The organism is Plectonema radiosum NIES-515 (assembly GCF_025753815.1).
Classification (GTDB): Bacteria; Cyanobacteriota; Cyanobacteriia; order Cyanobacteriales; family Nostocaceae; genus Hassallia; species Hassallia radiosum_A.
On sequence record NZ_JAOWRF010000320.1, the window covers coordinates 1 to 20,665 of the forward strand.

Here is a 20,665-nt window from a genome sequence, read left to right on the forward strand (position 1 = left end):
GTAGATGGTTATTCTTACTTGCTGTTAATATTTTAGCATTTTTTGAATGCAGATAAATCTGCCCGCGTCGTTTTTCCACCCCGCTTTAAAAAGACGGGGCTACCAAACTCCCGATATATTTACGTGTGGGGGAAGAAATTGAGCTTTTTTATCCAGCTAAAAGCTAGAATCAAGAAGTTTGTTGCAAATTAATTTCTAATTCCCGTTAAGACGTTCCATCGGAACGTCTCTACGCTAACTCCTAATTTTTTTTAAGAATGCTGCCAAGAGAAGAAATTTTAAAGGGTGTTGAAAATCGAGATACTGTAAAGCGTGTAATTGATCAGGCAGATCAAGCAATCAAAACTTGGGAAGTTGTTTTGACGGATTTTTTGTCTCCTCCTGAGTTGGCGGAAATTCAGCGCGTGTTTAGCCGTTTAACAGAGGTACAATTGGTAGCGTGGGGTGGATATCCCCAAGCTGAACGACAAAGAATAGCGATCGCTCGCTCGGAAATGCCTTTAGATCAATCTCAAGTTGCGATCGCTGTTTTAGAAATTGCCGGAAATTTTTTGTTTGATACTGCCTCTCACCGCGACTTTTTAGGCGCTATGCTAGGTACTGGCATTGTCCGGGAAAAAACTGGTGATGTAATTGTACTCGGCGAACGAGGAGCGCAGGCAATTGTTGTGCCAGAGTTGGTAGAATTTTTAGGAATGAATCTCCAACAAGTGCGATCGGTTCCGGTAAAAACTCAGCCGATTGATGTCAGCGAGTTAAAGATTCGTGAACCCAAGAAAAAAGAATTAACCACCGTCGAAGCTTCTTTAAGGTTAGATGCGATCGCTTCTGCTGGTTTTGGCATGTCTCGCAGCAAAATGGTTGATTTAATCGACTCCGGTGATGTTCGAGTAAACTGGAAGGATATCACCCAAGCAAGTTCTCAACTTAAATCAGGAGACTTAATTGCCATTCGTGGTAAAGGACGCTTAGAAATTGGCGAAATTGCCGTCACTAAAAAAGATAGATATCGCGTGCAATTAACAAGATATGTGTAATAAGTTAGGAGTTGAGAGTTAGGAGTTATGAGTGGGAGCGTGGAAGCGTGGAAGCGTGGAAGCGTGGGAGCGTGGAAAAACGATCAATTAACAACCAACACCCAACAACTAACAACTATTTCCCCTATCAACTATCAACCATCAACTAACGTGCCTTAAAGTTTTTTTCTAACAAACTTACTAAAATTTTTCGCGGTACAAATCTGCCTAATCTGGTAATTAATTGTGAGCCAATTCCCCCACTAACAACTATAGGTTCTTTTCTTTCCAGAGCTTTGAGAGAATCGATTACGACTGTCTCTGGAGAAGCTATTTTACTTGCCGTATTTGCAAGTGCAGGGGGAAAATTCGCTTCTTGAAAAAAGTTGGTTTCTGTGGGTCCGGGACAACACACTAATACCCGCACGTTATAGCTACGATTTTCTGCCCATAATGATTGACTAAAGCTGATCACAAAAGCTTTACTAGCAGCATAAACGGAAATGTAAGGTATCGGTTGAAATCCGGCAATTGAAGCGACGTTAATAATGCTTCCCGAACGTTTTTGACGCATTAAAGGTAAGAATTTATGGGTTAAATCTACTAATGCTAAAACGTTCAATTGCACTATTTTAACTTGCCGTTCTCCATCGCGATCGCTAAATTCGCCATAATCGCCAAAACCAGCATTATTGATTAACAAGTCGATTGTCAATTCCTTTTCTTTGGTAGCGTTAAACACAGCATCACTAGCACCGATTTCAGTGAGGTCTTGTACAATAATATCTACTTTAATTTTGTGTTTTTCTTGCAATTGAGAGGCTAATTCCTTCAGTTTGTCTTCGGAACGAGCAACTAAAACAAGATTTGTGTTACGTTTAGCAAGCTCTTGGGCAAAGGCTTTACCAATACCACCAGAAGCACCAGTTATTAAAGCAGTTGACATAATAATTTCTACGATAATTTTTCCAATATTTTCCAGATATTAACAACTATTAAGGCACGTTTCCCCCCACTTAAAGGAATATGTCAAGGTGTGTATTTTTCTTTGGATGTGGGCAAACTAAATAGAAGTGGCTGTTAATGCTTAATTTTATGAACTTTTTCCAGAATCTGCCCTTTAATATCCTAAAGAAAAAATCCCAGAATAATTTAGAAATTGACCCGTCGCTTAAAAGTCAACAACCAATTGTATTGAATCCATCTCCACCCAAAACCCTTGCAGAACTAGAAATGGAAGCACAAGGGGGGATTCACCGTATTCATCCTGCAAAAAAGCAGGTTCGTATACTAAGTAAAATTATCTGGACAGTCATACTGCTTGGGATTCCTGTTAGTATAGTATGGCTGGCAAATTTGCCTTACTCGATAATTCGTCGTACAGTATCAGAAAATGCTCCGATTTTGCTGCTACCCAGCTATATGAGCATGGACAGTCATTATCGGCAAGCGATCGCAGTAGTTGAACAAGCCCAACAATTAATTGAGCAACCCACAAGTCCCGCTGACTTAGAATTAGGACAAGAAAAGGTAAAACAGGCACAACAACATCTTGATGCTTTACCCATTGGATTTTTAAATGATTGGTCAGATTACAAATATTGGTGGTATGATTCGCGGTTTAGCATTTACGGATTTAATAGCGCTCGTACTAAGGTTGGGCAGCTAGAAGCAAAGGTGTTTCAAGAAAAGAATGCTCAGACGTTGTTTACCGATAGCGAACAAGAACTTTCTCAAGCCAAACAGCAATATCAACAAGCACTAACATCAATCGATAAAAAAGCAGCGATCGCTTCTTGGCATTCTGCAATTGATAAATTGCAGCAAATCCCCAGTCAAACTTTAGCCGGAAAAACCGCACAAAACAAACTACAATCTGATAAACGAGAATTTGCAGAAATTGTCGGTTTAGCCGCAGGCAATGAGCGCATTAGCACCTTAATTACAGCAGCACAGCAGTTTTCTTGGCAAGCGGCAAAATCTGGACAAAACCCACCCCATCCAGTTGCTGAATGGCAAGAAATAGAAAACTTATGGCAAGAGGCAATTAATCGTCTTAGACAAGTTCCTTCAGAAGATTTGGCAGGGTATAGCCAAGCACAGAAATTACTGGCAACTTACCAAGCAAATTTAGCCGCAGTACGTATCCGACGACAAGCAGAACAAAATTCGGTATACACTTTAGACTCTGCACAACGTCAAATTCAAAGCTTATTAGCTTCGACTCCTACAAATCCTCAAATGCGCGATCGTAACCGTACCCTCAGCCAGTTACAAGGAATTATCAATCAACTCAAGAAAGTGCAACCAGGTACAACAGCTTACCTTGAGGCACAACAACTACTGCTGTCGGCAAATAATAAACTCAGCCAACTTCAAGCAAAATAAATTAAGTGACTTGTTATTTGCAATTGACTTGAGACTATGCTAGGATAATATAATTGCGAACGTATAGCTCAGTTGGTTAGAGCGCTACGTTGACATCGTAGAGGTCACTGGTTCGAATCCAGTTACGTTCATTTTTGACAATTACATTATTTGGTTGATCGCAAATTAATAGACAAACGTCGTGACAATTAAATATGCGTTATCCAAACCCTAAGAGACGTTAAATTTAACGTCTCTACATTCATTTCCAAATAGGTTGTCTAATGTAATTGTGATTATTTAGTTGTCCTAGGGACAAGAGTCCATATTTGCAGCGGGAAACTTATATTTATAAGGTTCCCTAGTCTGCGAAAAAACTAACACCGACTATACTGAAACTTTAGACATCTCCAGAAATGAACTATGCGTTGCCCAAACCCCAAGAGACGTTAAATTTAACGTCTCTACATTCATTTTCAAATAGGTTGTCTTTTGAGATGAAGAAAAAAACAGCAGAGCGATCGCTCGTTTCCGGCTGTTCTGGAAAAATGCTCGATCTCTACTTCTTTTTCCAATGCCCAATCTATTAATTAAGCAATAAAAATTTCTGAATATGAGCATTTTTTTGATTCCTGCCCCGTGAGAAGACAGCATTTAGTAAAAGCCAGAAAACCATAGGAGAAAGTACAGATAAATCAAGCATTTGTACAATGCTGTTAATGTTTCTTTGCTTGAGTGCAACTATTGCCCAATGTAGTTTCAAATAATTCTTAATATCTGAAAGCGCAGGGATATTAGAGCGATGCTTTTCATTCACAAAGGCGTAAATTTTCTCTTTCATCAAAATATTTGTATCGAGTCGCTTTTGCAGAGAAAATTTTTGATTATAAGCACCTGCCCAGATGGTACGATAAGATAGGCACTGATTGAGGAAAATAGCATCACCAAACTCAGCAATGCGAATCCAGCAATCAATGTCATCGCAGTTAGCATCAAGTTTTGAGTCCCAAGCACCAACTTTGAGGAAAACATCACGACGACAAGCTACTTGTACCGGGGTGCCAAAGGGCAAAAGCTCTAAAAGCATACCGTAGTGAATATCAGCTTGGGGAATATAAAAAGCTAATCCAGGACCTAGATGGGGGGTGCGACTAAGGTGCTCCCCATTGTTATCGACTTGAACAGCTATACAAGAGCAGATAACAGCTTGAGAATTCTTTTCTGAGGATAGCTCATTTGATAGGGCGTGTTTGGCGATCGCTTTTTTCATCTCTGCCAAACAAGTCGCTGCTAAGTAGTCGTCATCATCCAAAAACTTAACCCAGTCACCACTGGCTTTGGCAACTCCCGTATTTACCGATGCTGCATGACCTTTGTTAACTTCGTGACGATGATAAACAACTTGACTTCCCAAGCTTTTGACATAAGCTTCGGTGTCATCAGAGGAACAATCATCAACAACAACCACTTCACACTCAATCGTCTGATTCACAGCAGAGTCTATCGCTCGTCGCAACAAGTCTAAACGATTATAGGTGGTGATGACTACACTAAATTTCATAAATCTCACACCTGTGGCGTAGACGTTTAAAATATACCTTCTATTTCCAGGTAGTTGTACCCCAAAAATGATTAATCGGAAATAACTAGACTGGAAAGGGGATCTCGAATTATTATGGATGACTGGGAGTTTTTTAAACAAACTATGAACGCGCAAGAAATAATCCGCTCGATTGAAGCGGAACAACTAAAATCTAATTTGCCCGAAATTTATGTGGGCGACACAGTTAAAGTCGGTGTCAAAATCAAAGAAGGCGAGAAATACCGCGTGCAACCATACGAAGGGGTAGTAATTGCCAGACGCAACGGTGGAATTAATGAAACCATTACAGTGCGTAAGGTATTTCAAGGTGTTGGCGTTGAAAGAGTGTTTCTTTTGCATTCTCCGCGCATTGACAGCATCAAAGTGATGCGTCGTGGTAAGGTAAGACGTGCTAAACTATATTATCTACGCGATCGCGTTGGTAAAGCTACCCGAATCAAACAACGGTTTGACCGTCCTTTGTAATTCACTCCTCAATTATGGGAGAAATCTCCACTTAAAAGCGGCTTCTGCCGCTGATTTGTTCCATAAGCCCGGATTTGATTGAAATAAACGTAAAATTGTGTTAGAATAGTTAAAGTTCAGCGCAATAACTGAATATTATCCAGCTTGTGCGCTCTTAGTTCAGTTGGTAGAACGCAGGTCTCCAAAACCTGATGTCGGGGGTTCAAGTCCTCCAGGGCGCGCTCTGAGAACAACAAAATTGCCCGAAACAAGTACACAACTGCTAATTGTTCAGCAAGTACGGAAAGTTTCGGGTATACTTGTATTTGCAGCACATTTGACTTTCACTCAATATCGAAAGTAATAGACAACAGCTGTAAATAAAAGCTCGTCAAAGAATCGCGGAGATAAACGACTGTGGCAAAGAAAAACGAAGCAGAAATGCCAGAAACCACTAATGGATTGAGCATATCCAACTTCTATCAAGGTCTTAAAGAAGAACTCGATAAAGTGGTTTGGCCCAGTCGGCAGCAGCTGGTGAGCGAATCAGCAGCAGTGTTGCTGATGGTAACACTCTCCGCATCTTTGATATATTTGGTCGATGGATTATTTACTTGGGCAGCAAAACAGGTGTTCTGATGGTTGGTGCAACAGACGAACCACGCAACTTAGAAGAAGCAGAAACAGCGCTGGATGCTTTGCAAGAAGCACGCTGGTATGCAGTACAAGTAGCTAGTGGCTGTGAAAAGCGTGTAAAGACAAACTTAGAACAGCGCATTCAAACATTTGATGTCGCTGATAAAATTGTCAACGTGGAAATTCCCCACACGCCGGCAGTTAAAATCCGTAAAGATGGTAGTCGCCAAAACACAGAAGAAAAAGTGTTTCCAGGCTACGTGTTAGTCAGGATGCTTATGGATGATGACGTCTGGCAGGTTGTGCGAAATACATCCCATGTAATAAACTTCGTGGGAGCCGAACAAAAACGCGGCACAGGCAAAGGTCGCGGTCACGTCAAACCAATGCCCCTGAGTGCCTCAGAAGTAGAACGGATCTTCAAACAAACCGCCGAACAAGAGGCAGTTGTCAAAATTGATATGGCGACTGGTGACAAGATTATCGTGCTTAACGGTCCATTTAAGGACTTTGAAGGCGAGGTGATTGAAGTCAGTCCAGAACGGAGTAAGCTCAAAGCCCTGCTTTCGATTTTTGGACGAGATACACCAGTAGAATTGGAATTTAATCAGGTTGAGAAACAGAGCTAAATAGAAAATGGCAAAAAAAGTAGTAGCGATTATTAAACTGGCTTTGAACGCTGGGAAAGCCAACCCAGCACCGCCAGTTGGGCCTGCCCTAGGTCAACATGGTGTGAACATTATGATGTTCTGTAAAGAGTACAACGCCAAAACAGCAGACCAAGCTGGGATGGTAATCCCGGTAGAAATTTCGGTTTTTGAAGACCGGAGTTTTACATTTGTACTGAAAACGCCACCAGCATCAGTGTTGATTCGCAAAGCAGCGAAAATTGAAAGAGGCTCAAACGAACCCAACAAAAAGAAAGTTGGCTCGATTACCAAAGCGCAATTGCAAGAAATAGCCCAAACCAAAATGCCCGATCTCAACGCCAATGACATCGAAGCAGCGATGAGGATTGTTGAAGGGACTGCGAAGAATATGGGTGTAGCGATCGCGGATTAGTTAATAGAAGCGTGGAAGCGTGGATCAAGGAGAGTTGATTGTTGAGCATCAACAAAGAACTAACCAACAACTAACAAAACAAAATTTTATCGGGGGAGAGAACAAACCTCGCTAATTACCCCAGGAGAGAAAAATGACCAAAAAAGTATCACGCCGATTACAGGGACTGCTAGAAAAAGTAGAAGACAGTGATTATTCACCTCTAGATGCTTTATCGCTGCTGAAAGAAACAGCAACAGCAAAATTTTCGGAATCAGCAGAAGCGCATATCCGCTTAGGAATTGACCCGAAGTATACAGACCAACAGTTGCGAACCACTGTAGCATTGCCCAAAGGCACAGGACAAATCGTCCGGGTGGCAGTAATTGCGAGAGGGGAAAAAGTAACCGAAGCAAGCAATGCCGGTGCTGATATCGTCGGTTCGGAAGAACTGATTGAGCAGATTCAGAAAGGCATGATGGACTTTGACAAGCTCATTGCTACACCTGATGTTATGCCACAAGTAGCGAGGCTGGGTAAATTGCTTGGTCCGCGTGGTTTGATGCCATCACCCAAAGGGGGAACGGTGACATTTGATGTCGCAAGTGCGATCGCTGAATTCAAAGCTGGTAAATTAGAATTTAGAGCCGATCGTACTGGCATAGTCCATGTTATCTTTGGTAAGGCATCCTTCTCGCCCGAAGATTTGTTGGTAAACTTGAAGGCGTTGCAAGAGACCATTGACCGTAACCGTCCTTCAGGAGCTAAAGGTCGTTATTGGCGCACAATGTATGTGTCTGCTACTATGGGACCATCGATTAAAGTCGATGTCAACGCCCTACGCGATTTGAAACTGAGCGAAGCAGCATAAAGCTAGGGGCTAGGGGTTAGGGACTAAGTATTAAGCTTTAATATGATCTCTATATCAAGCGTCCAAGCGTCCAAGCGTCCCTAATTAAATAGGCAAAACCAAAGACAGCAGGAGTCAATAGCTTAATATCCTGCCGAGGTTTGCACTTTGATTGCTTGAAGTTACACTGAAAAAAAGTGTAATAACCGCATGAAAAACATTGCAAAACCCCGGCTGATATAGCTGGGGTTTGTTGTTTTGGGTCGGTCAGAAAAAAAACGCTTTCTTTAGGGAAAGCCAAAAATTGTTTCAGGAGGTGAAACAAAGATGGGAAGAACGATAGAAGATAAAAAAGCGATCGTTGCTGACCTCAAAGAAATTTTGAGCGAGTCAACTTTGGCACTGGTAATTGAATACCAAGGGCTAACAGTCGCCGAAATCACTGACTTAAGGCGGCGTTTACGTCCTAGTGGCACTATCTGCAAGGTGACAAAGAATACCTTGATGGGCATTGCCATTGAAGGAGAGGAAAAATGGCAACCGATGTCTGAGTTGCTCAAAGGTTCCTCAGCCTTTTTGCTAGTTAAAGAAGATTTCTCTGGCGCAATTAAGGCTTACCAAGACTTCCAGAAAGCCAGCAAGAAGACGGAACTTCGTGGCGGGGTTATGGATGGTCGCCTGTTAAAAGAACCTGATGTCAAGATACTTGGAGACTTGCCATCTAAGGAACAACTCATGGCGCAAATTGCCGGAGCTATCAACGCTTTGGCTACCAAGATTGCCGTGGGTATCAACGAGGTACCCGCTTCCTTGGCGCGTGCAATGCAAGCAGTTGCTGACAAGGATAAAGGCGACAGCGCCGAAAGCAACAGCGCCGAAAGCAACAGCGCCGAAGCTGAATCTTAGTTAGGTAGAGACGTTACGAAAGGAACGTCTGTACGGGAGTTAGTGGAAAAGATAACAACTATCAACTAACAACTATCAACCAAGAATCAACAAATAATCAACAAATAAATTACAGGAGTTATATCGATGTCTGCTACAACCGATCAAATTTTGGAACAATTGAAATCTTTGACTTTGCTGGAAGCATCTGAATTAGTCAAGCAAATTGAAGAAGCTTTCGGCGTAAGTGCTGCATCTACTGGCGGTATGGTGATGATGGCGGGTCCTGGTGCTGCGGCGCCTGCTGAAGAAGTAGTAGAGCAAACCGAGTTTGACGTAATTCTAGAATCAGTTCCGGCTGATAAGAAGATTGCCGTGCTGAAGATTGTCCGGGAATTGACCGGTTTGGGTCTAAAAGAAGCGAAAGATTTGGTGGAAGCTGCGCCCAAATCTGTTAAAGAAGGTATTGCGAAGGATGCCGCTGAAGATGCCAAGAAGCGCATCGAAGAAGCTGGTGGTAAGGTGAGTGTGAAGTAGTCAAAATTTCATTGCTAGTTTTTGATCGAGGAGCCGTAATTTCGGCTCCTTTTTTATGAAAGGCGATCGCACCACGCACCGAAATTACAATCTGATTTTGACCGTTAAGTCTGAAAATGCCTGCGCTCTAACCAGAAAAAAGCCGTCACAATGCAATAATTCTTAATTTAGGGAAAATGTTGCGAATCTTGATTTAATTGATAGACTTGTACCTTATTATCACTTCTACAGATAGCGCCTTATGGTGCATATCAAGCGCGTTGAACTTACCAATTTTAAATCCTTTGGCGGTACTACTTCTGTCCCTTTACTGCCGGAGTTTACTGTCATTTCTGGTCCTAATGGCTCTGGAAAGTCTAATATCCTAGACGCGCTGCTATTTTGCCTCGGACTTGCGAGTTCTAAGGGAATGCGAGCCGATCGCCTTCCGGATTTGGTAAATAATACTCAAACGGCTAAAGGACGTTCTACTGTTGAAGCTAGTGTGACGGTGACGTTTGATTTGGGGGATGAGGATTTCTCACGCAAAGACGCAGAGTCGCAAAGTGAGGAAGTAGAGGAAGCAACTCCCCACTCCCTACTCCCCACTCCCCACTCCCCAAAAGACTGGAGTGTGACGCGCAGGTTAAGGGTTACTCACCAAGGTACTTATACATCGAATTACTATATCAATGGTGAAGCTTGTACGTTGACGGATTTACATGAGCAATTAAATGACCTGCGGATTTATCCTGAGGGTTATAATGTGGTGCTGCAAGGCGATGTTACCAGCATTATCTCGATGAATGCGCGAGAGCGACGGGAAATTATTGATGAATTGGCTGGGGTGGCGTCCTTTGATCGCAAGATTAAGCAAGCTAAAGCTACTTTAGATGAGGTTAAGGATAAAGAAGATAGTTGTCGAATTGTTGAGACGGAATTAGCTTCACAACGCGATCGCCTTTCTCAAGATCGCGCTAAAGCCGAAAAATATCAAAAGCTTCGCACGGAGTTTATTGAAAAGCAATCTTGGGAAGCTGTGTTATCATGGCGTACTCTACAAGCGCAACAGGAAAGGTTAGCGAATCAAATTCAATTAGGCGATCGCACTTCTACGGATATTTCAACTCAATTAACTACGCTCGCTTCTCAGATTGGTCAGAAAACTGTTGAATTAGATGAACTTAATCGACTTGTAAAGGCGTTGGGTGAAGAGGAAGTTTTAGCGGTACAATCTACTCTGGCAACTCAAGAAGCTGAAAGAAAGCAACTTCAACGTCAGCTTCTTGAGTTGGAAGCTGCTTTTGAAGAAACGGCAAAGCGTTTGCAACAACAAATGCAAGAAGTTCAAGAATATCGAGTTTCTTTAGAACAACAATCTCAACAAGAAATTGTAGAGACGCGATATATCGCGTCTCTACAGCAAGAAAGAGATGAAGCGCGATTATGTTTGGAAGGTTCTCGCGAAGCTGCTGCTCTAATTGCTTCTGCTAGTGAAGTTTGGGTACAGCAACAAACTGCACTAAACCGTCAAATTGAGACTTTGCTGCAATCTCTGGAACCGCAACGCACTGAACAAGCGCAACTTAGAGAACGCAATAATCAATTACAAGAACTAATTCAAGAACAAACTCTGTTAGTTGAACGTGATGAACCGAACTTAGCAGAAAAGCAAGCTGAATGTAGAGAAGTGGAAACAGAATTTAATGCTTCTAGCGAACCGATTCAAATTTTAGCGCAAACTTTAACTGCTACAGATCAAGAATTAGTAATTCAACAAGAAACGCAAAAGCGGTTACTTATTGAACAACGAGAAAAACAACGTAATGTAGATAAATTAGAGGCACAAGTTGCAGCGCAGCAAGAAGTTCAAGGAACTCAAGCTAGTAAAGTTATTTTACAATCGGGAATGCCGGGATTATGCGGGTTAGTTGTACAGTTAGGAAGAGTAGAACCCCGCTATCAACTCGCTTTAGAAATTTGCGGCGGTGGACGTTTGGGACATATTGTGGTAGAAGATGATAGCATCGCCGCTGCGGGAATTGAACTGCTGAAACAAAAGCGTGGGGGAAGAGCGACTTTTTTACCGTTAAATAAAATTCACGCATCTAAATATGTTCAAGATGCAACGCTGCGTTATGCGAATGGGTTTGTTGATTATGCGGTGAATTTGGTGGAGTGCGAGATCCGTTATCGAGATATATTCAATTACGTTTTCGGTAATACTGTGGTGTTTGACTCGATTGAACACGCACGCAAACAGTTAGGATTATACCGCATTGTCACTCTCGGTGGCGAATTGTTGGAAACCAGCGGGGCGATGACTGGGGGAAGTAATACCCAGCGATCGGCTTTACGGTTTGGTACGGTGGAAGCAGCGGAATCTGATGAAGTTATTGCTTTGAAAAGTCGCTTAAATGAAATTGAGCGGGTTTTAGAACGTTGTGGGGAAGCGATAAATACTCTTTCAGCTAGAAGTAAAAGACTTTCAATAGAGGTGACAGAGGCACGTCAGGCAAAAAGAGAACAACAACTGCAATTAGAGCAGTTACAGAAAGAAATCAAAACTTTGACAGGGCAGTTAGAAGGTACGCGATCGCAGCTTTCCCAAAATAGCGACAAGTTAATTACTGCTCAAACCCGTTTAGAAGTCTTGGATCGGGAATTACCAGGACAAGAAAATCAAATGCAACAATTGCGACATTCTTTATCGGAGTTGGAAGCTTCGCAAACTCCGAGCGAATGGCAAGAAATTCAAGCAAGAATCAAAATACAAGAGCAAGAATTGCAACAACGCGAAACAGCGTTAAGAGAAGCAGAACAAAGATTAAAAAATCTCGAAAATCAGCAGCAGCGTTTGCATGAGAAAATTCAAGAAGGCGAACAGCGAATTAGCGAGTATCAAACGCAACAGACATCATCTAGAGACGCGATATATCGCGTCTCTACACAAATGACCGCGATTAATGAAGAAATTAGTCAAACTCGCGCTAAATTGAGTGAACTAGAAGCGAATTTAGGAGAAGAGAAACAAAAACGCGATCGCACAGAACAAGAATTGCGTGAGGCTTTACTGCGTCAGCAACAATTACAATGGGAACTGGAAAAACTCCAAGAAACTCAACAAACTCGACGAGAGGAATTAGCCGCAGTTAGAGAGCAACTGCAAACCCTAGGAGCAGAATTGCCTAGCCCTTTACCGGAAGTACCCAATAAAGTAGACTTAGAAGAATTGCAGAAAGAATTGCGATCGCTTGCCAAACGGCTACAAGCGATGGAACCAGTGAATATGCTTGCGCTGGAAGAATACGAACGCACTTCAAATCGTTTGAACGAACTTACAGAAAAGTTACAGACATTAGAAGGTGAACGCACCGAATTACTTTTGCGGATAGAAAATTTTACCACATTGCGGCAACGCGCTTTTAAAGAAGCCTTCGACGCGGTAAATGAAAACTTTCAATCAATTTTTGCTACGCTTTCTGAAGGTGACGGCTATTTGCAACTTGACGATCCCGAAGATCCTTTTAACAGCGGATTGAATTTAGTCGCACACCCCAAAGGTAAACCCGTACAGCGACTAGCTTCCATGTCAGGGGGAGAAAAATCGATGACAGCACTGAGCTTTATTTTTGCTCTGCAACGCTACCGCCCATCGCCATTTTACGCCTTTGACGAGGTAGATATGTTTCTAGACGGAGCAAATGTAGAACGATTAGCTAAAATGATTAAGCAACAGGCGCAACAAGCACAATTTATAGTTGTTAGTTTGCGCCGCCCGATGATAGAATCAGCCGAACGCACAATTGGCGTTACTCAAGCACGAGGAGCTTACACCCAAGTTTTGGGCATTAAGTTGCCATAGACCATACATCGGCTTGATTTTTTGTTAATAATAGTGTATATATTAACCGGATTCGAGATCAGGACTCGGCAAGCGAATGACCTCTGAACAAACAATTAGACGCTCTGATATTTTAAACACCCAGGTAATCACCCGCGACAACGCCAAACGGCTAGGAATCGTCAGTCAAGTTTGGGTAGATGTAGACCAAAGAGAGGTTGTGGCTCTTAGTTTGCGAGATAGCCTGATCTCTGTTTCGGGTATTCCGCGCTACATGTACCTCAGCAGCATCAGTCAGTTTGGTGATGCCATCCTTGTCGATAACGAGGATGCGATCGAAGATGTAGAGGTTGATATTTACAGCAACCTGGTTAACTGGGAAGTAATTACAGAAACGGGTGAAGTATTAGGGAGAGTGCGGGGCTTCAAATTCAACGGCGAAACAGGTAAAATTTACTCAATCGTCATCGCTTCTTTGGGATTACCACAAATTCCCGATCAATTCCTCAGCACCTACGAATTGCCAGTTGAAGAAATCGTCAGCACCGGTCCGAACAGATTAATTGTCTTTGAGGGCGCCGAAGAAAGAATAAATCAGTTATCAGTCGGTTTGCTGGAACGTCTCGGTATCGGTAAAGCACCTTGGGAACGCGACGCAGACGAGGCTTATGATTATACTCCTCGCACGATTGCACCACCCAATCAACTGCCCAGTGGAGTACCTTTGCAACCACCCAAGACCAAAATTCGCACTCCCGAACCGGTAGCGCAAGAATGGGACGAAGACTATATCGAAGAAGAAGTCCCCATACGTCGTGCTGTGGAAGCACGGCAATATGAGTCAATTCAGTACGAAGAAGACGACGAGGAAGATAACTGGAGTGAGGCAACGGGTAAAGACAAATATCAAAAACCCATTAGTTACGAAGCCAAACCCGTCAACAAGAAGCCATACACCGACGACTACGACGATTACGACGACGATTTAGACACCGATGCTTGGGATGATGCACCAAAGCCGATAAATATTCCCAAGAAAGTTAAAGAAAGACAGCCTGAATACGAAGAAGAAGGCGGATACTAAGTTTATTATCGTTCCCAGGTTCCCGCCTGGGAATGTTTTTTTTGCTCATCATAAATTGAATAGACGTTTTAGCCATTCCAGAAAAGCGATACCTATTAAGTGCGTTTGGTAGAATACAGGTAACATTATCATTCTTATTGGTCTTATTGACAAAACTAGATTTATCTTTTTTTACCATAAATTGCTACACACTTTATCCCGTAGAATTTTTAGGCTATTTTGTCGCCCTGTCAGCTTATTTGGTTAGAACACAGTGTAAAGAATTTGGGTCGTCGTATTGAAGAAATGTTGCTTTGTAATCTTTGCCGTATTGTTTACAAATAAACTCATCCATATCTAAACCTATAGTTATGGTATTTGACGAACCTTCTCCTAATTTACTTTGACCTTGTATTTCATATACACATCTCCAGCGATATGCAGGAATAACTTTTTTCAATGAATTATCGAGTTTTAGTTCTTTGAAAATAAAAACTGAGTCATTTATGTCTTTTAGATACGAGTATTCTTGACGAATTTTTTTGGGGTAATAGTTTTCATTTTGACATAAGTAATTCATATCTTTCCGTTCAATAGGTTTTAATATAAAGTCTTTATCAGGTATACGTTTATAGATAGCTGTACTTATACCTATACCTATACCCATACTTAAGAGAGCTAAACTGCCAAGAATTACCATGATAGGAAGAACAGGTATCGATTGATTGTCTATTTTATCAAGATCTTTCAACACTTCATCCACTGACTGATAGCGTTGAGAAGTATTAAAATCAACCATTTTTCGGATAACTCGTTTTAAATCCTCAGAGGCTGATGTCAGAGATTCCCACAATTTTTCCCCGGTCATTGGATCTATAGGCAAGTTTACAGGTAGTCTTCCGGTTAGGGCTTGGATACTTATCATTCCTACTGCATAAATGTCACTGCAAGGATATGCCTCTCCACGAAATTGTTCGGGAGCAGCATAAGTATTTCCAATATTTGTCATTTGACCAGTTGTTTGCGGTTTTTGTTTAATATTTAAATCATTTGTGACAGCGCCAAAATCAATTAAGACAATTTCTTGATCGCTATCTCTGCGAATAAGGTTATCCGGTTTAATATCTCGATGAACCAAGTTTTTACTGTGAACAACTTGTACAATTGTTAGAATATTTTTAAGCAAATTTATCAGAGATTTTTCTTCTAATATATTTCCTTCACTAAGTTCTTGTTCACTCAAATTTGATTCATCAATGTATTCCATAACCAAATAAAAATTATCGGTTTCTTCAAAGTAAGCTTCTAGTCGTGGAATTTGGGAATGCTTACTTCCTAATTTCTTATAAGCTTCTGCTTCTCTTTCAAATAATTCTTTTGCTTTTACCTTATTGTCTCCAGAAAACGACTCCACCTGAAGCCGCTTAACTACAACTATTTCATTAAATTTTCCAGTATCCTGAGCTTTATATGTTTCGCCAAAGCTACCCTTACCTAATTCTTCAGTAATTTTATAACGTCCACCTATCAGTGAATTTTCATTTGGAAACATAGACTTCTATCTCCTGATGAATTCGTTGAATATATTTTAACCCTGGCTAAAACCTAATTACTACAAAGTTTTTTTAGGTCTTGTAAGACTTCTGATGCGGACTGGTAACGTTCTTTCCAGTGCGGACACGCCATTTTGTCGAGGATATTTGTAAACTCTGGGCTAGTCTTGACTAGCTGATGCCAGATGATTTTTCCGGTTTCGTGATTTACCTTAAATTTTTGGGGTGGAACTCCCGTTAGCCCTTGGATACCTACCATCCCCAGGGCATAAATATCGCTACAAAATTTAGGAATACCTTGACTTTGTTCAGGTGCACTATATCCTAAAGTTCCTGTGAAAGTGCGCGTTTGTAATGACCCTAACTCCTTGATCAAGCCAAAGTTAATTAAGTATATCTTGCCCTCAGGACTTTGGATTAAATTACTTGGTCTAATGTCTCGATGAATGACGCCTCTTTTATGCACAAACTCTAAGACATTAAGAACCTTAAGCAACAAATTAATTACTGACTCTTCTTTCCAAAGAAGACCTGATTCCTCTTCAGGCAATCTCTTGCTGAGGGATTCACCTTCTACATATTCATAAACTAAATAGAAACTTTCCCCATCTTCAAAGTGAGCGAGATACCCTGGGATTTGACTATGCCAACCTAATTGATAAAGAAAACCGACTTCTGTATCAAAATTTTTCCTAATTACTCTGTCATTTTTTTTGCGAATGATTTGCTTGACGATACAGAGCTTATTATTAAGATCCAAATCCTTGGCTAGGTAAATTTTACTAAAATCTGTTTTGTTAAAAATCTCGATAATTTGATAGCGATATCGGAGAACTTGACCTGTTACATCAATTTTTAAATATTCTTCATATGCTTTTTCTAAAATACTTCTAAAATTACGTTTTGTGACTTTTTGTCCAGTTACCTGAGTCAAACGATCCCATAGCTTGGGAGCAGTTTGTGTTTTAACATAACCAATTGTATGACCGCAAAAAGGCTCTTCTAGTTCCTCGTAAGGTTTATTTTCTTCCCAACATTGACAAATAAGATTTTCTTCAGCAAACGTAAGAGGTTTTCTTGTTTTCTGAACGACTTGCTCTTTTACAAAGCTCAATATTTCTTGATATTCCATAATTTAACTTAAGTGACAGAGATTCCATTTAGATTAGAACCCTGTTCATAACTTGTCAATATGAAAAATATGAACTTTATCAGAATGGCTCTCTTATATTAAAAACTAGAAGCATGAAAGCTTTAAGCCTCTGTATCATCCAAATATTTGATATTATTTAATACATTTTCCTTTAGCCTAAGAGAGTTATATGAATTTTATAAATGTTAAACACAATTAATTAAGTGAATATGTAATCAGCCAAAAGTTAATAACCAGTTAATAGAGTTTTAATTATGGAAAGACAAACCTCTAACCCCTCTGACAAAAGCGTCCACATTCTTATTTTAGGGAATAGTTCTGACAAATCATGTAAGTTTGAAACAAATGATGAAAAGCTTGAAAAGAAACCATCTCAATTGGATTGGCGAAAAATACTCAGAATTATAAGGAATGTCAGTTCTACTATGTCTGTTTTCATTACTTTACTTAAATTGTTGCAGGAGTTAGGTCTAATACCCTAATGAGCGTCACGTGCCATTTTGGAAATTTTGTACCCTAAGCTCAAAACGCCTTCTGTGTCTACCCTCAAGTAACTAACTTGCACTCTTCTTTGTTGCAAGTATTAGGGAAATCTGGACAAAAAATCGTCATTACAGCCTTTTTGTTGCTACAAGTGAAGTTCAAAAACTCGCACTCCTAATTATTACCATACAAAATTGCTAAAATGGCACAGGGACTCTCTCACCGTCGAAAAAAAACCGCTTGTTCGCGCAGTCAACCTAAGAGCCAAAACGTAGACTAAGTGTCTCAAAGTATTATTTTCTCGTGGTTGTGAGCGGCATCACGGGCAAGATTGGCAATTGGGGCTGAAAATACTTAATATTTCGTTTGTAATCTAGGCGATTTTAGGGGCTTTTGTCACTTTAAATGCTGCGCGATCGCAGGTTAAAATCTTAAAGCCTACGCAGGTAGGCTTCGTTAGTATAGCCCCAGGCTTCTAGCCTGAGGGTTGAGGGCAATTAAAAGTTTAAAATATCCAAAGATTCCTCTATTTCTAATTCTAAAATCCTCTCCCGTGCATCTTTATGTTCTGCTAACTTTCCTTCTTTCCAATATAAATCTGCCGCTTTCTGAAAATCCTCGATCGCTAACAACTTATCTCCTAAAGAATAACGAGCAATACCACGGTTGTAATAAGCATCGCCATAATTGTAATTAATCTTAATTGCTTGAGTATAATCTTCAATTGCTCCGGTGCGATCGCCTAAATCAAAACGAGCATTTCCCCGGCTATAATAAGCATCCGCATCATCAGGGTTAATTTTAATCGCTTTATTATAATCTCCTAATTCAGAAACTGCATTACCAAAATTGTTGTAAGCAACATCATCGTAACTAATTTCAATTGACTGAGTAAAAATATCAATAACTTTTTGAGAATTTCCTAACTGAGAGCGAGCATTGCCATTTACATAATCAGGATTAATCTTAATTGCTTGATTATAATCTTCAATCGCTCCCTGATTATCTCCTATGTGAAAACGAGCATCGGCACGATTTCTATAAGCAACTGCATTATCAGGATTAATTCTAATCGCTTGCGTGTAATCTTCAATTGCTTGTTCGTAATCTCCTAACTCATAACGAGCTAAACCAAGTTTATTGTATGCTTTGGTATATTTAGGATTAATTTTTATTGCTTGATTGTAGTCTGCGATCGCTTTCTCGTCATCGACTAAATAATAACGAGCTAAACCACGTTTATAATAAATTTCAGCATCATGAGGATTAAGTTGCAATGCGGTGTTATAATTTTTAATAGCCGCTTCATATTCTCTTTTTTCAAAGCATTCATCACCCTGTTTGACGTGAAGTTGAGTTAAATCTTCTTCAATCGATATATCATGTCGAAACTGAGTTTTTTTATCTTGTTTAGAAAAATGATGATTTTCAGCAGCTTGCAACTGTTCTAAATAGCCAAATAAGCCACCACCATATAACAATTGTTCTATCCCAAATGAAATTCTACCAGTTTTCAGCTTAATCATTTGAGTGGGAAGAAACCCAGCGACAAAAAGGTGATATTCTGGTTGTGCTTCGTTGACTTCTTCTTGAATCAAAATACAGACGACAACGGCATTTTTTTCAACTTCTGCGGAACTAACTGACCATCTAACTCTCTCAATGCTGCCGTGACGCGATTTTACTTCGATACCGATCGCGCGATCGCACGAGAGTGTAAAATCAATGTTACCATCACCGCCGAATCGTTTTTCATAATCTACTTCGGTGATAAAATCGGCTAAACGTTCTTTAACAACTTCTTCACCCAGTTTTCCTTTCAGGTTGTTGATAAAAACATCCCTAACTGGTGAAGTACGTTTATATTTTTCTGCCATTAACCAACAGAAATCTCGTAATAATTTTAATCTTTCTCCAGATATTATTGTCAATTCACTATATTGACCTTCAGTTTGACAATGCAGCAAACAACCGGATGACAACCTTTTGATAAAATCTGACTGTAGCGATCGCAGGAGGGTAATCCAGTCCATGCGTGATTTCTGCGATTTTTACTTTTATTATCTTATCAAAATATCAAGTCTGCTTTCATTTTTCAATCACCTGTTACGAAACTGTGTGCGGAACGCGATCGCTTGTGCGTTTATATTTGCTATTTGTTGAATAGCAGCGATCGCGCTACCGCTAATCTAATTAAGCATGATTGAGATGCTTCACAAAAAGCAATACGGAATTTAACCTGAGGTGAACTTTCCACCATTATCTCATATAAATCTTCGATTGTTTTAATAAAGTGAGTTTGACTAACAATAATATTACTTACCTCCGAAATTTCTCTATGTTTTTTAAGATTTGTAAACACAGTTATTCGATTTGTAAAATAAGATTTATTAATCTATAGTTTTTTCTAAAATGAATATTAATAGTAACTTTTGGAAAAGTAGCATTTTAATTAGTTTTGTCAAGAATTGGTATCTAAATTAACCATAACTAAAATTTATTCTATGAAAATATTACTTGTGGAGGATGACGAGTTTGTTGCTGAGGCTCTCGTCGCTGTTCTTAATCACCAAAACTATGTAGTAGAAGTTGCCCCCGATGGTGAAACAGCTTGGGATTTAGTGGAAACATATGATTATGACTTAATACTTTTAGATGTCATCCTCCCGAAGTTAGATGGTATTAGTCTTTGCCATAAAATAAGACTTCATGGTTTGCAAATGCCAATCATGTTATTGACTGGGTGCGATAGTAGTCACGAAAAGGCTACAGGATTAGATGCAGGTGCCGATGACTATCTGGTTAAACCCTTCGATCAAGAGGAATTAATTGCACGGGTGCGAGCGCTGTTGCGTCGGGGTATTATTCCTTCACAACCTGTGTTGGAATGGGGTAATTTACGGCTCGATCCGACAAGTTGTGAAGTCACTTACGCGGAACAACCGCTATCATTAACGCCGAAAGAATATGCGTTGTTAGAACTTTTTTTGCGAAACACTCACCGCGTATTTAGCTGCGGGATGATTATAGAACATGTTTGGTCTTATGATGACGCTCCAGGTGAAGAAGCTGTTCGCACTCATATTAAAGGATTGCGAATGAAGCTTAGAAGTGTGGGAGCACCAGGAAATCTGGTTGAAACAGTTTATGGAATTGGCTATCGTCTGAAGCTACGGAAAGAGGAAGAGGGAATAGGGGGAGAGGGGGACAG

General features: G+C 40.5%; 18 protein-coding genes, 2 tRNA genes and 1 other annotated feature. Of the genes, 14 read left to right on the plus strand and 6 right to left on the minus strand.

The features are described 5' to 3' along the window. Positions 1-257 precede the first annotated feature (257 nt). Positions 258-1,037: a photosystem II electron transport protein, Sll1252 family gene (locus OGM63_RS22665; RefSeq protein ID WP_263747925.1), complete on the plus strand. Its 780-nt coding sequence runs from the start codon at positions 258-260 to the stop codon at positions 1,035-1,037. 145 nt (positions 1,038-1,182) lie between these two features. Here OGM63_RS22665 and OGM63_RS22670 read toward each other — a convergent pair whose 3' ends face one another. Next, the gene (locus OGM63_RS22670; RefSeq protein WP_263747927.1) at positions 1,183-1,962 is read right to left on the minus strand and encodes an SDR family NAD(P)-dependent oxidoreductase; all 780 of its coding nucleotides are present in this window, start codon (positions 1,960-1,962) and stop codon (positions 1,183-1,185) included. Between the two features lie 137 nt (positions 1,963-2,099). On the opposite strand from OGM63_RS22670, the gene OGM63_RS22675 reads away from it, so the two are divergent. Both OGM63_RS22675 and OGM63_RS22680 read left to right on the plus strand, forming a co-directional pair. After that, positions 2,100-3,404, plus strand: coding sequence for a hypothetical protein (locus tag OGM63_RS22675; protein WP_263747929.1), 1,305 nt, complete (start codon positions 2,100-2,102; stop codon positions 3,402-3,404). A gap of 57 nt (positions 3,405-3,461) precedes the next feature. Beyond that, positions 3,462-3,535, plus strand: a tRNA-Val gene (locus OGM63_RS22680). A 434-nt stretch (positions 3,536-3,969) separates the two neighbouring features. Here the strand turns inward: OGM63_RS22680 and OGM63_RS22685 are convergent. Then, positions 3,970-4,944 (minus strand): glycosyltransferase family 2 protein, encoded by a 975-nt coding sequence (locus OGM63_RS22685; protein ID WP_263747930.1) that lies wholly within the window; start codon positions 4,942-4,944, stop codon positions 3,970-3,972. A gap of 144 nt (positions 4,945-5,088) precedes the next feature. Between OGM63_RS22685 and rplS the strand changes: the two genes are divergently transcribed. From rplS to OGM63_RS22735, 10 genes are all read left to right on the plus strand, one after another. Further along, positions 5,089-5,451, plus strand: coding sequence for a 50S ribosomal protein L19 (rplS, locus tag OGM63_RS22690; protein WP_263747931.1), 363 nt, complete (start codon positions 5,089-5,091; stop codon positions 5,449-5,451). Between the two features lie 148 nt (positions 5,452-5,599). Then, a tRNA-Trp gene (locus tag OGM63_RS22695) sits at positions 5,600-5,672 on the plus strand. A 175-nt stretch (positions 5,673-5,847) separates the two neighbouring features. Then, positions 5,848-6,069, plus strand: coding sequence for a preprotein translocase subunit SecE (secE, locus tag OGM63_RS22700; protein WP_263747932.1), 222 nt, complete (start codon positions 5,848-5,850; stop codon positions 6,067-6,069). Further along, positions 6,069-6,695 carry a transcription termination/antitermination protein NusG gene (gene nusG, locus OGM63_RS22705; protein ID WP_263747944.1) on the plus strand — a complete coding sequence of 209 codons (627 nt, stop codon included), beginning with the start codon at positions 6,069-6,071 and terminating at the stop codon, positions 6,693-6,695. The genes secE and nusG overlap by 1 nt, the downstream gene beginning before the upstream one ends. Before the next feature lie 7 nt (positions 6,696-6,702). Then, a complete protein-coding gene (rplK, locus tag OGM63_RS22710; RefSeq protein WP_263747933.1) occupies positions 6,703-7,128 on the plus strand; it encodes a 50S ribosomal protein L11 in 426 nt (141 codons plus the stop codon). Between the two features lie 133 nt (positions 7,129-7,261). After that, on the plus strand, positions 7,262-7,978 hold the full coding sequence (gene rplA, locus OGM63_RS22715) for a 50S ribosomal protein L1 (RefSeq protein ID WP_263747934.1): 717 nt from the start codon (positions 7,262-7,264) through the stop codon (positions 7,976-7,978). A gap of 80 nt (positions 7,979-8,058) precedes the next feature. After that, positions 8,059-8,221, plus strand: a sequence feature (ribosomal protein L10 leader region). Between the two features lie 63 nt (positions 8,222-8,284). Continuing rightward, the gene (rplJ, locus tag OGM63_RS22720; protein WP_263747935.1) at positions 8,285-8,863 is read left to right on the plus strand and encodes a 50S ribosomal protein L10; all 579 of its coding nucleotides are present in this window, start codon (positions 8,285-8,287) and stop codon (positions 8,861-8,863) included. A gap of 126 nt (positions 8,864-8,989) precedes the next feature. Then, positions 8,990-9,379: a 50S ribosomal protein L7/L12 gene (rplL, locus tag OGM63_RS22725; protein ID WP_263747936.1), complete on the plus strand. Its 390-nt coding sequence runs from the start codon at positions 8,990-8,992 to the stop codon at positions 9,377-9,379. Between the two features lie 241 nt (positions 9,380-9,620). Further along, positions 9,621-13,223 (plus strand): chromosome segregation protein SMC, encoded by a 3,603-nt coding sequence (gene smc / locus OGM63_RS22730; protein ID WP_263747937.1) that lies wholly within the window; start codon positions 9,621-9,623, stop codon positions 13,221-13,223. A gap of 76 nt (positions 13,224-13,299) precedes the next feature. Then, positions 13,300-14,286: a PRC-barrel domain-containing protein gene (locus OGM63_RS22735; RefSeq protein ID WP_263747938.1), complete on the plus strand. Its 987-nt coding sequence runs from the start codon at positions 13,300-13,302 to the stop codon at positions 14,284-14,286. Positions 14,287-14,521: 235 nt separating this feature from the next. Here the strand turns inward: OGM63_RS22735 and OGM63_RS22740 are convergent, their stop codons facing one another. The 4 genes from OGM63_RS22740 to OGM63_RS22755 form a co-directional block, all read right to left on the minus strand. Continuing rightward, a complete protein-coding gene (locus OGM63_RS22740; RefSeq protein WP_263747939.1) occupies positions 14,522-15,817 on the minus strand; it encodes a serine/threonine-protein kinase in 1,296 nt (431 codons plus the stop codon). A gap of 53 nt (positions 15,818-15,870) precedes the next feature. Beyond that, the gene (locus tag OGM63_RS22745; protein WP_263747940.1) at positions 15,871-16,950 is read right to left on the minus strand and encodes a serine/threonine-protein kinase; all 1,080 of its coding nucleotides are present in this window, start codon (positions 16,948-16,950) and stop codon (positions 15,871-15,873) included. Between the two features lie 1,001 nt (positions 16,951-17,951). Continuing rightward, positions 17,952-19,487 (minus strand): tetratricopeptide repeat protein, encoded by a 1,536-nt coding sequence (locus OGM63_RS22750; protein ID WP_263747941.1) that lies wholly within the window; start codon positions 19,485-19,487, stop codon positions 17,952-17,954. Positions 19,488-19,606: 119 nt separating this feature from the next. Beyond that, positions 19,607-19,816 (minus strand): adenosine-specific kinase, encoded by a 210-nt coding sequence (locus OGM63_RS22755; protein WP_263747942.1) that lies wholly within the window; start codon positions 19,814-19,816, stop codon positions 19,607-19,609. Positions 19,817-19,958: 142 nt separating this feature from the next. Between OGM63_RS22755 and OGM63_RS22760 the strand changes: the two genes are divergently transcribed. Continuing rightward, positions 19,959-20,665, plus strand: a 707-nt coding sequence (locus OGM63_RS22760) for a response regulator transcription factor (protein ID WP_263747943.1), incomplete at its 3' end; no start/stop codon positions are given.

Coding starts and splice junctions, on each gene's coding strand:
- OGM63_RS22665 (WP_263747925.1), top strand. CDS start 258: ATGCTGCCAAGAGAAGAAATTTTAAAGGGTGTTGAAAATCGAGATACT.
- OGM63_RS22670 (WP_263747927.1), bottom strand. CDS start 1,962: ATGTCAACTGCTTTAATAACTGGTGCTTCTGGTGGTATTGGTAAAGCC.
- OGM63_RS22675 (WP_263747929.1), top strand. CDS start 2,100: ATGCTTAATTTTATGAACTTTTTCCAGAATCTGCCCTTTAATATCCTA.
- OGM63_RS22685 (WP_263747930.1), bottom strand. CDS start 4,944: ATGAAATTTAGTGTAGTCATCACCACCTATAATCGTTTAGACTTGTTG.
- rplS (WP_263747931.1), top strand. CDS start 5,089: ATGAACGCGCAAGAAATAATCCGCTCGATTGAAGCGGAACAACTAAAA.
- nusG (WP_263747944.1), top strand. CDS start 6,069: ATGGTTGGTGCAACAGACGAACCACGCAACTTAGAAGAAGCAGAAACA.
- rplK (WP_263747933.1), top strand. CDS start 6,703: ATGGCAAAAAAAGTAGTAGCGATTATTAAACTGGCTTTGAACGCTGGG.
- rplA (WP_263747934.1), top strand. CDS start 7,262: ATGACCAAAAAAGTATCACGCCGATTACAGGGACTGCTAGAAAAAGTA.
- rplJ (WP_263747935.1), top strand. CDS start 8,285: ATGGGAAGAACGATAGAAGATAAAAAAGCGATCGTTGCTGACCTCAAA.
- rplL (WP_263747936.1), top strand. CDS start 8,990: ATGTCTGCTACAACCGATCAAATTTTGGAACAATTGAAATCTTTGACT.
- smc (WP_263747937.1), top strand. CDS start 9,621: ATGGTGCATATCAAGCGCGTTGAACTTACCAATTTTAAATCCTTTGGC.
- OGM63_RS22735 (WP_263747938.1), top strand. CDS start 13,300: ATGACCTCTGAACAAACAATTAGACGCTCTGATATTTTAAACACCCAG.
- OGM63_RS22740 (WP_263747939.1), bottom strand. CDS start 15,817: ATGTTTCCAAATGAAAATTCACTGATAGGTGGACGTTATAAAATTACT.
- OGM63_RS22745 (WP_263747940.1), bottom strand. CDS start 16,950: ATGGAATATCAAGAAATATTGAGCTTTGTAAAAGAGCAAGTCGTTCAG.
- OGM63_RS22750 (WP_263747941.1), bottom strand. CDS start 19,487: ATGGACTGGATTACCCTCCTGCGATCGCTACAGTCAGATTTTATCAAA.